The following is a 12,847-nucleotide window of genomic DNA, read 5'->3' on the forward strand; positions in this document are numbered from 1 at the left end:
GGGTCGGGCAACGGCCCGACCCACCGCCACAGCGATCGAACGAGTCGCGTCAGCTGGCGGTGGCCCGGATGTACGCCACGCACTCGTCGTGCAGCGTCGACCACTGCTCACCGAACGCCTTCTCCGATGCCGCGTCGATGGTCCGGCCGTCGTGCACCACGGTCTTGAAGAAGGTGAGCAGCCGCAGCGGTCCGTACCTGTCGACGAGGTGTCGAACCGCCAGGTAGCCGATGCCGTAGCTGCCGGCGACCCGTTCGGCGGAGGCGTCGTCGGCGGGGTTGACGCCCTCCAACTTGCCGTCCCAGCCGCCCCGGACCATCTTGCGGACGTCGGCGATCCCCTCGTACCTGTCGATCGCCTGGCCTCCGGCACCGGCGAACTCGGCCAGTCCTTCGACCAACCACCAGGTGAGCTTGCCCGGGTAGCCGCGCTCCGGTAACGACGCGGCATGGGTCAGCTCGTGCCGGAGCAGGTCGTCGGTGCCGTTGTTGGTGAGCCCCTCGGCGTTGAGCACCACCTCGTGGTGGCCCCCGCCCACGGTCACCGCGTACCCGCCGGTCCATTCGGGACGCTCCCCGCCGTACCAGCGCTGCCACTCGGCGCGCCCGGCGTAGAAGATCCGGTAGCGGTCCGGCGGTGAGCCGGTCACCGCGTACCCGTCGGCGACCTTCGCCGCCGCCTCGGCCTGGGCGAGCAGGCCGGGGAGTTTGCCGCGCAGGGCCGGGGTGGTGGCGACGATGGTCCGCGCGCCGACGGCGACCGCCAGGTCGCTGATCTCCCACGGTCGGGTGCCGGTCTCCACCGACTTGGACTCCTCCATGGCGACCATCCGGGGCTGGTCGCCGTTCTCCCGCCACCGGGTGCCGATCAGCACGGTGCTGGTCCGGCAGTTCGGGGTGACGAAGCAGTACTGGAAGCGCACCAGCAGCCGCCACTCACCGGGCTTGCCGATGATCGGCACGGGCAGGCCACTCGGCTCGGCCCGCCAGCCGGTCACCTTGAGCGCCCGGAGCGCCGCGAAGCGTCGACGCAGGTCGGGGTGGGCGGCGGGATCGGCCACGGCGAGGAACCCGGCGCGGTCGCCACCGAGAAGTGCCGCGGACTGCCGGTGGAGCTGGGCGGTTATCCGGTCGGACAGCCCGCGGGCCACGACCGTGGCCGGGTCGTCGGCGGACGAGGCGCCGACCCGGCTGATCGTGGGGCGCGCGCCATTCTCGCGGATCACCCCGACGACGATCGCCGCGGGCAGGCCGCAGCCCAACAGCAGGACGACCACCACGAGCACCGTCCACAGCGGCCAGAGCCGCCGTGGTTCTGGCTGCTGCACCTCGTCAGTCACCCGCCGAAGGGTACGACCACTCCCTGGGTGCGGCGAGGCCGCCCCGGGTCGATCGGCCCGACCACTCGCTCAGCCGCCGGTGCGCGGCCAGGAGCGGAACGAGATGTCCATGCTCGCGACCAACTGGTGGTACGAGCGGTCGACGTCCCGGGGCAGGCCGAAGCCGCCGGCGGCCTCCAGGGTCACGAAACCGTGCAGGGCGCTGCGCAGCGCTCGGGTCGCGTCCACCGCGTCGTCACCGGTGAGCCCGTAGCCGTGGAGCACCGCGAAGATGGCGTTCACGGCGCGTTCGCCCGCCTCGACGTGCTCCGGGTCGGCCGGGTCGGGCACCCGCTGCGTCGCCGGGTAGCGGCCGGGGTGCCGGTGGGCGTAGCCGCGGTAGGCGTCCGCCATGGCCCGGAGCGCGTCGCCACCGGAGCGACCGACGGCGGCGGCGGTCATCTCGGTGGCCAACTCGGCGGTGGCCAGGGCGGCGAGCTTCTGGGCCAGCGCGTCCGCCCCCCGCACGTGCTTGTAGAGGCTGGGCAGCGCCACCCCGAGCCGGCTGGCGAGCGCGGCGAGGGTGAGCTGCGGGAAGCCGACCTCGTCGGCCAGCCGGGCGGCCTCCCGTACGACGGTCTGCTGGTTCAGGCCGACCCTAGGCACCGGCGCACACCGCCAGGAAGCCGAGCAACTCGTCGGCGGTGCGCTGCGGCTGGTCGGCGTGCGGATAGTGGCCGGACTCCCCGATCATGCGGGCCTCGGCGGTGCCGAAGAGCCGCCGGGCGGCGCGGGCCTCGGCCCCCGGGTCGGGGAAGTCCGGGTCCTTGGACCCCATCAGCACCAGCACCGGTTGCCGCACCTGCGGGGCGCGGGCGGTCCAGTGCGGCTCGGCCGGTGCGATGACGCCGCGCGTCGCGGCCATCCGGCCGGGTTCGCGCAGGTTGGCCACCATGGAGCGACGGTAGGCCGCGTCGTCGGCGGGTCGGTGCACCGGGAACAGGGTGTTGTGGAACATCCCGAAGAGTCGGGGGCTGTGCAGCACGGACCACATGGCCATCCGCAGCATCGGGTTGAGCTTCGGCTTACCGACGAATGCGCCGATCTGCACGATGCCGCTGACCATCTCGGGGGCGTCGGTGGCGGCGAAGACCACCGCCGCCGCGGCGGACGAGCTGCCGACGAGCACGGCCGGGCCGGAGTCGAGGTCACGGACCACGGCCAGCAGGTCCGCGCCGACCTCCGCCGGGGCGTACGTGGGCCAGCCGGCGCTGGACTCGCCGTGCCCCCGGACGTCGACCGAGGCGACCCGGTGACCGGCGGCCACCAACAGGGGTACGAGGTGCCGGAAGCTCGCCCTGTTCTCGCCCATGCCGTGCGCGAGGACGACCAACGGCCCCTCGCCCCGCACCTCGTACGCGATGTGTCCGCCGTCCCGCCGCACCTGGCTAGTTGTCATAGCCTTAAAGCTAAGTCACTTAGCCAGCTTTGGCAAGCCGGAGACGCGAAACGGGCCGGCGGTGACCCGAGGGTCGCCGCCGGCCCGTTGCCGAACCGGAGAGGTTACTTCTTGGAGATCAGGGCGCGGCCGAAGAAGACCAGGTTGGCGGGGCGCTCGGCGAGCCGGCGCATCAGGTAGCCGTACCACTCGTCGCCGTACGGGACGTAGGTGCGCACGGTGTAGCCCTCGCCGGCCAGCCGGGCCTGCTCCTCGGGGCGGATGCCGTAGAGCATCTGGAACTCGAAGCGCTCCGGCCCCCGGTCGAACCAGCGGGCCCGGTCCTCGCCGATGGCGATCATCCGGGGGTCGTGGGTGGCGAGCATCGGGTACCCGTCGCCGGACATCAGGATGTTCATGCAGCGGACGTAGGACTTGTCCACCTCACGGGCCGACTGGTACGCCACCGACTCCGGCTCCTTGTAGGCGCCCTTGCACAGCCGCACCCGCGACCCGGCCGAGGAGAGCTCCCGGCAGTCCGACTCGGTCCGACGCAGGTACGCCTGGAGCACCGCGCCTGTCGACGGGAAGTCCTTGCGCAGCCGGCCCAGCACCTCCAACGTCGAATCCGTGGTGGTGTGGTCCTCCATGTCCAGGGTGACGGTGGTGCCCACCGCGTCGGCCGCCGCGCAGATCGCCCGCGCGTTGTCGTACGCCAACTGCTCGTCGAACATCTGACCGAGGGCGGAGAGCTTCACGCTCACCTCGGCTGCCGGGGTGAGCCCCGCGGCGCCGAGCATCGTCAGCAGCTTCAGGTATTCGTCCCGGGTGGCGGTGGCCTGTTCGGGGCGGACGGTGTCCTCACCGAGGTGGTCGAGGGTGACCGCGAGGCCGTCGTCGACGAGCCCGCGGGTCGCGCGCAACGCGTCGTCGGTGGCGGCGCCGGCCACGAACCGGCGGACGACGTCCCGGGTGTACGGGGCTGTCGCGACGAGCCGCTCGACCTGGGATGACCGGGAGGCGGCGAGGATGACGGAACGGAGCATGAGCCGAGCGTAACGCCCCTGCCAGGGCCCTCGCCGAGGGGCGGCCGGGCCACCTCGACGTGGGGGCGGGGCGGCGGCGGTGGCGTGGATCGGCTACAACGATGCCGTGGACCAACGCCCCCGCCCCCACCGCCGGCTCCGGTCGGCCTCCGTGCAGCTCGGCGCGCTCACCGCCCTCGCGCTCGCCCTCTCCGGCTGCAACATGACCTCGGACGACGACGATGACGACGACTGCGCCCTCGGGCCGGTCGGCGGCGGTGGGACCGTCGCGCTGGCGATGCGGGTCGCCGACCCGGCCGCCGGTCGCACCGCCCCGGAGCCGACCACCGCGGCCCTGCCCGAGCGCGGCGGGTTCGGCACCCACCTCGCCGCCTGCGGCGGCTGACGTGCGCCGCGAGACGGTCACGCCGCGACCGGACTGGGACGCCACGATCCGGTCGCAGGGGCTTGTCTACGTCGACACCGAGCTGCCCGACGGCGGGATCATGTCGTACTGGGACGAGACCGCCGCGTACGCCTTCGACCTGGACGAGGTGCTGCGGCTGGAGGAGGCCACCGAGGAGCTGCACCGGATGTCGGTGGCCGCCGCCGAGCACGTGGTGGCGCAGCGCCGGTACGCCGAGTTCGGCATCCCGCAGTGGGCGGCCGAGGCGGTGGCCCGGTCGCTGCGGGAGGCGCCACCGACCCTGTACGGGCGCTTCGACCTCGCGTACGACGGCACCTGGCCTCCGAAGATGTTGGAGTACAACGCGGACACCCCCACCGCTCTGGTCGAGGCGAGCATCGTCCAGTGGTACTGGCTGGAGGAGACCCGGCCGGATCTGGACCAGTGGAACAGCCTGCACGAGCGGCTGGTCGGCGCCTGGGCCAAGATCGGGGCCGGGCTGCACGACCCCCGGGTGCACGTGCTCTGGTCGAACGAGGAGGAGTCCGGCGAGGACCACATGACCGCCGGTTATCTCGCCGAGACCGCGCGGCAGGCCGGCCTGAGCGTCGAGCTCCAGCCCATCCAGGACATCGGCTGGGACGGCCGGCGCTTCGTCGACGCCGACGACCGCCCGGTGACCACCTGCTTCAAGCTCTACCCGTGGGAGTGGATGCTTGCCGAGCCGTACGGGCCGGCTGCCCTGGCCCCGGGCACCCCGACCACCTGGATCGAGCCGGCGTGGAAGCTGCTGCTCTCCAACAAGGCGCTGCTCGCGGTCCTCTGGGAGCTGTACCCCGGTCACGAGTACCTGCTCCCGGCGTACCTCGACTCGCCGCGCGGCATGCCGGAGTACGTCGCCAAGCCGCTGCTCGGCCGCGAGGGCGGCTCGGTACGCATCGTCACCGCCGAGGAGGAGATCACCAACCCGGGGATCTACGGCGACGAGGGCTGGTGCTACCAGGAGTTCCGGGCGTTGCCGCAGTTTGCCGGCCACCGGACGGTGCTCGGCAGCTGGATCGTCGACGGCGAGTCGGCCGGTCTGGGGGTACGGGAGAGCGCGAGTCTGATCACCGACGGCTACGCGCGGTTCCTGCCGCACTACATCGACGCGCCGCGCACCCGCTGAGTCGTCTACCGTTGTGGTGTGAACTTCGACGCGTACGCCCGGACCGGCGTTGACTTGGTCAACGCCCGCCTGGACGACCTCGACGACCTGCGAGGCCTCTTCAGCGACGATCACGCCTGGATGCGCGACGAGGTCGCCGACCGGGACGTCGCCATCTTCCGCCGGGCACAGAAGCGGTTGCGCGACGTCTTCGAGTACGGCACCTCGGGGCGCGACGCCCAGGCGGTCACCGAGCTGAACGCGCTGCTCGAGGCGTTCCCGGTGCAACCGCGCATCTCCGGGCACGACTCCAGCGACTGGCACATGCACGTGACCAGCCGGGGTGCCTCGGTCAGCGCCGAATACCTGGCCGGCGCAGCCTGGGGGCTGTCGGTCTGGCTCTGCGAGTACGGCAGCGCCCGGTTCGGGGTCTGCGCCGACGAGCGGTGCGGCAACGTCTACCTGGACACGTCGTCCAACTGCTGCCGGCGGTTCTGCTCGGAGCGCTGCGCCACCCGCTCGCACGTCGCGGCGCACCGGGCCCGCAAGCGGGCGGCGGTCGGCGAGCAGGTGACTGTCGCCCCGCAGCCGACCTCCGCCGTCGACTCTCTCTCACCGGTCAGCTGACCCCGCCGCCGCCCGCTCGTGGGCGGGCAGGTCAGGCGTCGACAGGTGACGACGCGGTCAGGTGGTGGCGGGCGAACTCCAGCGCGGCGCGCAGGTCCGCCTCGCGCACCGCGCGGCTCTTCGCGCCCCGGGTGGCGACCTCCACCGCCACCGCCCCGGTGAAACCCCGCCCGGCAAGCGAGGAGAGCAGCTCCCCGCAGGGCTGGGTGCCACGACCGGGCACCAGGTGCTCGTCGCGGCCCTCGCCGGTGCCGTCACCGAGGTGCACGTGCGCCAGCCCGGCGCCCATCCGGTCGGCCATCTCCAGGGGGTCGCTGTGCGAGGCCGCGCAGTGCGACAGATCCAGGGTGTACGACGGGTAGCCGGCGTCGGTCGGATCCCAGCCGGGCACGTACGGGACGAACTGACGACCCGCCATCCGCACCGGGTACATGTTCTCCACCGCGAAGCGCAGCCCGCTGAACCTGTCCGCGACGGTGGCCAGACCCTCGGCGAAGTTACGCGCGTAGTCGCGCTGCCAGGTGAACGGCGGGTGCACCACGACTGTCGGCGCGCCGAGCGTCTCGGCCAACTCGGCAGCCTTGCGCAGGCGCTCCCACGGGTCCGGACTCCACACCCGCTGGGTGACCAGCAGGCAGGGCGCGTGCACCGAGAGCACCGGCATCCCGTAGTGCGTGGAGAGGCCGCGCAGCGCGCCCGCGTCCTGGCTGACCACGTCGGTCCAGACCATCACCTCGACGCCGTCGTAGCCGAGCGCCGCAGCCAGTTGGAACGCCGCCGCGGTCGGCTCGGGAAACACCGACGAGCTGGACAGGAGCACGGGAACGCGGGAAGTCACATCAACCAGCGTAGCCCGGCAGCGCCGGGGGCATCGTGACGAGCGCCGGCAAACCAACCTAAAACGGCCAGCGGTCAGATCGGCTCAAGTTGATCGAGCCGGCGGAGGATGACACCCTCCCGCAGCGCCCACGGGCAGATGTCCAACGAGTCCAGATCCAACCGGCGCATCGCCGCCTCGGCGACCACGGCTCCGGCCAGCAACTGGTGGGCCCGGCCCGCGCTGACCCCCTCCAGCTCCATGAGCTGCGCCGGCGGGATGTGCCGGATGAAGCCGATGACCTGCCGTAGGCCGGCCCGGGTCAGGCTGCGACGTGCCCACAGACCGGCGCCGGACGGTGCCGCCCCGGCCAGCCGGGCCAGGGTCCGGAACGTCTTCGACGTGGCCACCGTCCGGTCCCAGCCGACCTGGGTGATCTGGTCGACGACCTTGTCCAGCCGACCCTCCACGTACTCCCGGAGCTTCTCGACGGCCTCCATCGACGGCGGGGTGGTGCTGGCCGGATCGACCCGCAGCCGCTCCCGGGTCAGCCGACCGGCGCCGAGCGGCAGCGAGACCGCGACGTCCGGGTCCTCGTCGATGCCGGCGGCGATCTCCAGCGAGCCGCCGCCGATGTCCAGCACCAGCAGCCGGCCCGCCGACCAGCCGAACCACCGCCGGACGGCCAGGAACGTCGACCGCGCCTCGTCCGCCCCGGAGAGCACCGCGAGGCGTACGCCGGTCTCGTCCCGGACCCGGGCCAGGACCTCGGCCGCGTTCGTGGCGTCGCGCACGGCGGACGTGGCGAAGGCGATGAGGTCGTCGGCCTCCAGCCCGGCGGCCGCCGCCTTGGCCATGCCCACGGCCTTGACCAGGCCGTCCGCTCCCGTCTCGGTGAGCGCGCCGTCGGGACCGATCTGCTCGGCCAGCCGGAGTACCACCTTCTCGGAGTGCGCCGGCCACGGGTGAGCGCCGTGGTGCGCATCCACCACCAGGAGGTGCACCGTGTTGGATCCGACGTCGAGGACACCCAGTCGCATGGTGAAGACCCTAAGCGCAACACGTTTGCCCGGCTCACCGGCCTGCGCACGCCACCGCGCGTACGCTGGGCCGAGTGACGATGGAGCTCCGTGTGCTGGTGGACGACCCGGGTGACCCGCGCAGCCGCGAGGTGCCCCTCGACTTCCCTCGGGAGTGGATCGAGTTCGCCGACCCGGCCGACGAGACGCACCTGATCCGGGCCGACCTGACCTGGTTGCTCTCCCGTTGGACCTGCATCTTCGGCAAGGGCTGCCACGGCATCATCGCCGGCCGGGCCGCCGACGGCTGCTGCTCGCACGGGGCGTTCTTCACCGACTCGGACGACGAGAAGCGGGTGCGCAGCGCCGTCAAGCGGCTCACCCCGGAGACCTGGCAGCACTTCCGGCGCGGGTTCAAGAACTGGACCGACGAGGACACCATCGACGGCAAGAATCCGGCCCGCCGCACCGCCACCCAGGGCGCCGAAGGTCCGTGCGTGTTCCTCAACGACGCCGACTTCGTCGGTGGGGGCGGCTGCGCCCTGCACGCGCAGGCGCTTCGTGACGGGGTGCACCCGTTGGAATACAAGCCCGATGTCTGCTGGCAGCTGCCGATCCGCCGCGACCAGGATTGGGTGAAGCGGCCGGACAACAGCAAGGTGCTGGTCTCCACGCTGTCCGAGTTCGACCGGCGGGGCTGGGGCGCGGGCGGGCACGACCTGGACTGGTGGTGCACCTCCTCCACCGACGCGCACGTCGGCACCGAGCCGATGTACCTGTCGTACGGGCCGGAGCTGACCGCTCTGATCGGCGCTGCGGCCTACGAGCGGCTGGCCGAGCTGTGCGCGATCCGGACGAGGCAGGGCATGGTCGCCCCGCACCCGGCCGACGAGGTCTGACAGGCCGGAACCTCGCCGGCCTCCCCCGGACGAGATCATCCGACGCCCAGCCCACACCCCGCCACGCCGCCCGCGCGGCTCGCTCGCTCGCCTGCGGGCGGTGCCCCAGCGGACGCGGACAAGGAGCCGGGCGTCGGGTGCAACCCCTTTGGAGCTGACTCGTTTACGACATCGGCTCTGCGACATCGGCGGATGACTCGTCTGCGACATCAGCTCCAAAGGACCACAGCAACGGAGACGCATCCCCCGGCGCACAGCTGACTCAGCCCTGACAAGCCGGCAAGGCGAGCAGGTGGGGACACGCCGAAGGGGGCCTGCGTCGAACGCAAGCCCCCTTCGCGTACGCCGATCACGGCTCGAACTTGTAGCCCAGACCCCGCACGGTCACGATGAAGCGCGGCGCGGACGGCTCCGGCTCGATCTTGGAACGCAGCCGCTTGACGTGCACGTCGAGCGTCTTGGTGTCACCGACGTAGTCGGCACCCCAGACCCGGTCGATGAGCTGGCCGCGGGTGAGCACCCGGCCCGCGTTGCGCAGCAGCAGCTCCAGCAACTCGAATTCCTTCAGCGGCAGCTGCACGGCCCCGCCGTCGACCGTCACCACGTGCCGCTCGATGTCCATCCGCACCGGGCCGGCGGCGAGCGTCGGCGCACCCGCCTCGGCCACCTCCGGGCTCTGCCGGCGCAGGACGGCCCGGATCCGGGCGACAAGTTCCCGCGGCGAGTACGGCTTCGTGACGTAGTCGTCGGCGCCGATCTCCAGCCCGACCACCTTGTCGATCTCGCTGTCCCGGGCGGTGACCATGATGATCGGCACGGCGGAGCGCTGCCGCAACTGCCGGCAGACCTCGGTCCCCGACATCTCGGGCAACATCAGGTCGAGCAGCACGATGTCGGCGCCGGTCCGGTCGAACTCGGTGAGGGCGTCGGTGCCGGTCGCGGCGACCGAAACCTCAAAGCCCTCCTTACGGAGCATGTACGACAAGGCGTCGGAGAACGACTCCTCGTCCTCGACCACGAGAACGCGGCTCAACGGGGATTTCCTTTCCATTTGCTGTCAGACCTGCCGTAGCCCAGCCGGACCGGACTCGATCCCAACCGGCGGCAGTGTCGCCAGAAGGTCATCCGGTGGGCTGGCGGGCAGCCGGAGGGTGAACGTCGATCCACCACCAAGAGTGCTCGACACCTCCACCCGTCCGCCATGGTTGCTCGCAATGTGTTTCACGATCGCCAGGCCGAGCCCGGTGCCGCCGGTGGCACGCGAGCGGGCCTGGTCGGCCCGGTAGAACCGCTCGAAGATCCGGTCCACGTCGGTGGGGGCGATGCCGATGCCCTGGTCGGTGACGGCAACCTCGACGTGCTCGTCGTCGCCCCGCAGGGTCACCCGCACCGTGGTGTCCTCGCCCGAGTAGTTGATGGCGTTCTCCACCAGGTTCGCCACCGCCGTGGCGAGTTGGGAGTCGCTGCCGTACGCGGTCAGGCCACGCTGCCCGTCCACGGTCACCGCGACACCCCGGGCGGACGCCGTGGTGCGGGTCCGGTCGACCACCTCGGCGATCACCCAGTCCAACGCGACCGGCTCCGGTGGCGGCTGCGGCTCAGCCCCCTGCAACCGGGTCAGCTCCAGCAACTCCTGCACCAACCGACCCAGCCGGGTCGACTCGTGCTGGATCCGTTCGGCGAACCGACGGGCGGCCACCAGGTCCTCGGAGAGGTCGGGCGTCGCGGCGTCGGCCGGCTCGGTCGCGTCCAGCAACGCCTCGGCGAGCAGTTGCAGGGCACCGATGGGGGTCTTCAGCTCGTGGCTCACGTTCGCCACGAAGTCGCGCCGTACCCGGGTCAGCCGGTGCGACTCGGTCACGTCGACCGCCTCGACCGCGATGAAGCCGTTGCCGAGACCCATCGCCCGCAGGTGCACGCCGAGCGGGTTCTCCCCCGCGCTGTCGCGACCCCGGGGCAGGTCAAGCTCGATCTCGCGCCGCACGCCGGTGCGTCGCACCTGACCGGCGAGGGTACGGATGAGCGGGTGCGCGGCGATCGAGCCGGGGGTGCTGCCGGTACGCAGCAGCCCCATCGCGCGGGCGGCCGGGTTGATCAGCACGGGGACGTCGTCGTTGTCCAGGACCACGACACCGGCCCGGAGCGAGTCGATCGTCCGGCGGCCGAGCCCGGCCTGCTGCTCGTCGACTATCGCGGGCCTCCCCCTGCTCCAGCGGAAGCTGACGCTCCCCGTCGACGTGGAGCGACCGTCCCGCCTCGGCAGGAACCTGGGCAGCACCAAGCCGGCGACCATCCCGGCCACCAACGCCACGGCCACCACGACCGCCACCGCCCACTCCACCCGGCGATCGTAGGGTCATTGTTAACCTGGCTACCACACAGAACGGGACGAACTACCCTCACTTACGGAAGTGTTCACCCCCACGTCTGGCGTCGTTCACCGTGGTTCATCCGGGGTCCGTCCGCGCGCCCTACCGTTGGCGTCGCACCTGCTCAACCCCCTGCGCCGGCACCCGTCGGCGGCGACCGACCACAGGACGTGATGATGCGCGACGAGTTCCGGGCCGACCTCCAGATCGTCAGCCAATTGCTGGTGGACATGGCGGAGGGCGTCCGCGCCGCCATGCGCCAGGCCACCCGGGCCCTGCTCACCGCCGACCGGCAGGCCGCCGAGACGGTCATCGAGCGGGACGCCGAGATCGACGACCTCTACCGACACGTCGAGGAGCGGGTCTGTGACCTGCTCGCCCGACAGGCGCCGGTCGCCTCCGACCTCCGGGCGATGATCACCGCGCTGCACGTGGCCGCTGATCTGGAGCGGATGGGCGACCTCGCCGAGCACGTGGCGAAGACCGCGCTGCGCCGGCACCCCTCCCCCGCCGTCCCGGCCGAGCTGCGGACGGTCTTCACCGAGATGTCCGAGATCGCCGACCGGATGGCCGTGAAGATCGGTTCGGTGCTGGCGAAGCCCGACGCCGACCTCGCCGGCGAGCTGGACCGCGACGACGACGCCATGGACGAGCTGCACAAGAACCTGTTCGCGGTGCTGCTCGGCGACGACTGGCCGTACGGGGTGGAGACGGCCATCGACGCCACCCTGCTGGGCCGCTTCTACGAGCGCTTCGCCGACCACGCGGTGAACGCCGGCGAGCACGTGATCTACCTGATCACCGGAGAGAACAGCCCGACCACCAACTGACGGTGAGACGAAGGGCCCCCGTCATGCGGGGGCCCTTCGCTCGTGGTCAGCGGCCCTGGTTGGCGACCGCGGCGGCGGCTTCCTTCGCCGCGGTCGGGTCGAGGTACGTGCCGCCGAGGCTGAGCGGACGCAGCTGCGGGTCGAGGTCGTAGCGCAGCGGGATCCCCGTCGGGATGTTCAGCTTGGCGATCGCCTCGTCGGAGATCTGGTCGAGGTGCTTGACGAGGGCGCGCAGCGAGTTGCCGTGCGCGGCCACCAGCACCGTCCGGCCGGCCAGGATGTCCGGCACGATCGAGTCGTACCAGTAGGGCAGCATCCGGTCGACGACGTCCTTGAGGCACTCGGTGCGCGGCATCAGCTCGGTCGGCAGCAGCGCGTAGCGCGGGTCACCCACCTGCGACCACTCGTCGTTGTCGTCGATCGGCGGCGGCGGCGTGTCGTACGACCGGCGCCAGAGCATGAACTGCTCCTCGCCGTACTCGTCGAGGGTCTGCTTCTTGTTCTTGCCCTGCAGGGCGCCGTAGTGCCGCTCGTTGAGCCGCCACGACCGGCGCACGGCGATCCAGTGCCGGTCGGCGGCGTTGAGCGCCAGCTCGGCGGTGCGGATCGCCCGGCGCATCACGCTGGTGTGCACGACATCCGGCAGCAGGCTGTGCTCACGCAGCAGCTCGCCGCCGCGCCGCGCCTCACCCTCGCCCTTCTCGGTCAGGTCGACGTCCACCCAGCCGGTGAAGAGGTTCTTGGCATTCCAGTCGCTCTCACCGTGTCGCAGCAGGACCAGCGTCCCGACGGTGGGCCCTTCGCTCGCAGTCATGCGGATCATCCTGCCTCAACGGCCCGGCGGACACGCGGGCAGCCGTCGTGACGACCACCACGTGAAAAAGCGGATGACCAGCCGGTCCGCCCGCCACTAGGGTTGTAAGGCACGCCAGTCACATCGGTCATTACTGCA

Annotated in this window: 14 protein-coding genes; 5 read left to right on the plus strand and 9 right to left on the minus strand. The window is 71.7% G+C overall.

The window, feature by feature from the left end:
* Positions 1-49: 49 nt before the first annotated feature.
* The 4 genes from ACWER9_RS03635 to ACWER9_RS03650 form a co-directional block, all read right to left on the minus strand.
* On the minus strand, positions 50-1,339 hold the full coding sequence (locus tag ACWER9_RS03635; protein WP_452300301.1) for a hypothetical protein: 1,290 nt from the start codon (positions 1,337-1,339) through the stop codon (positions 50-52).
* Between the two features lie 69 nt (positions 1,340-1,408).
* Entirely contained in the window at positions 1,409-1,984 is a 576-nt protein-coding gene (locus tag ACWER9_RS03640) for a TetR/AcrR family transcriptional regulator (RefSeq protein WP_452300302.1), read from the minus strand.
* Positions 1,977-2,777: an alpha/beta fold hydrolase gene (locus ACWER9_RS03645; RefSeq protein ID WP_452300303.1), complete on the minus strand. Its 801-nt coding sequence runs from the start codon at positions 2,775-2,777 to the stop codon at positions 1,977-1,979. The genes ACWER9_RS03640 and ACWER9_RS03645 overlap by 8 nt, the downstream gene beginning before the upstream one ends.
* Before the next feature lie 104 nt (positions 2,778-2,881).
* Positions 2,882-3,802, minus strand: coding sequence for a proline dehydrogenase family protein (locus ACWER9_RS03650; protein ID WP_452300304.1), 921 nt, complete (start codon positions 3,800-3,802; stop codon positions 2,882-2,884).
* A 106-nt stretch (positions 3,803-3,908) separates the two neighbouring features.
* Here ACWER9_RS03650 and ACWER9_RS03655 point away from each other — a divergent pair, with 106 nt between their 5' ends.
* The 3 genes from ACWER9_RS03655 to ACWER9_RS03665 are packed head-to-tail and all read left to right on the plus strand — an operon-like array spanning position 3,909 to position 5,961.
* A complete protein-coding gene (locus tag ACWER9_RS03655; protein WP_452300305.1) occupies positions 3,909-4,187 on the plus strand; it encodes a hypothetical protein in 279 nt (92 codons plus the stop codon).
* 1 nt (position 4,188) lies between these two features.
* On the plus strand, positions 4,189-5,355 hold the full coding sequence (locus ACWER9_RS03660; protein WP_452300306.1) for a glutathionylspermidine synthase family protein: 1,167 nt from the start codon (positions 4,189-4,191) through the stop codon (positions 5,353-5,355).
* Positions 5,356-5,373: 18 nt separating this feature from the next.
* Positions 5,374-5,961 (plus strand): CGNR zinc finger domain-containing protein, encoded by a 588-nt coding sequence (locus ACWER9_RS03665; protein ID WP_452300307.1) that lies wholly within the window; start codon positions 5,374-5,376, stop codon positions 5,959-5,961.
* Between the two features lie 31 nt (positions 5,962-5,992).
* On the opposite strand, the gene ACWER9_RS03670 is transcribed toward ACWER9_RS03665, so the two are convergent.
* The gene (locus ACWER9_RS03670; RefSeq protein WP_452300308.1) at positions 5,993-6,799 is read right to left on the minus strand and encodes a sugar phosphate isomerase/epimerase family protein; all 807 of its coding nucleotides are present in this window, start codon (positions 6,797-6,799) and stop codon (positions 5,993-5,995) included.
* 74 nt (positions 6,800-6,873) lie between these two features.
* Positions 6,874-7,818: a Ppx/GppA phosphatase family protein gene (locus ACWER9_RS03675; protein WP_452300309.1), complete on the minus strand. Its 945-nt coding sequence runs from the start codon at positions 7,816-7,818 to the stop codon at positions 6,874-6,876.
* An 80-nt stretch (positions 7,819-7,898) separates the two neighbouring features.
* Between ACWER9_RS03675 and ACWER9_RS03680 the strand changes: the two genes are divergently transcribed.
* Positions 7,899-8,696, plus strand: coding sequence for a hypothetical protein (locus tag ACWER9_RS03680; protein ID WP_452300422.1), 798 nt, complete (start codon positions 7,899-7,901; stop codon positions 8,694-8,696).
* A 349-nt stretch (positions 8,697-9,045) separates the two neighbouring features.
* On the opposite strand, the gene ACWER9_RS03685 is transcribed toward ACWER9_RS03680, so the two are convergent.
* Together ACWER9_RS03685 and ACWER9_RS03690 are read right to left on the minus strand one after the other, a co-directional pair.
* Complete coding sequence (locus ACWER9_RS03685; RefSeq protein WP_030329696.1) at positions 9,046-9,729, minus strand: response regulator transcription factor; 684 nt, start codon at positions 9,727-9,729, stop codon at positions 9,046-9,048.
* Positions 9,730-9,753: 24 nt separating this feature from the next.
* Entirely contained in the window at positions 9,754-11,037 is a 1,284-nt protein-coding gene (locus tag ACWER9_RS03690) for a sensor histidine kinase (RefSeq protein ID WP_452300310.1), read from the minus strand.
* 204 nt (positions 11,038-11,241) lie between these two features.
* Here ACWER9_RS03690 and phoU point away from each other — a divergent pair, with 204 nt between their 5' ends.
* Entirely contained in the window at positions 11,242-11,895 is a 654-nt protein-coding gene (phoU, locus tag ACWER9_RS03695; RefSeq protein ID WP_452300311.1) for a phosphate signaling complex protein PhoU, read from the plus strand.
* 46 nt (positions 11,896-11,941) lie between these two features.
* Here phoU and ACWER9_RS03700 read toward each other — a convergent pair whose 3' ends face one another.
* The gene (locus ACWER9_RS03700) at positions 11,942-12,709 is read right to left on the minus strand and encodes a phosphoglyceromutase (protein ID WP_088987447.1); all 768 of its coding nucleotides are present in this window, start codon (positions 12,707-12,709) and stop codon (positions 11,942-11,944) included.
* Positions 12,710-12,847: the final 138 nt, after the last annotated feature.

The sequence above is a fragment of the Micromonospora sp. NPDC003944 genome (assembly GCF_053605225.1).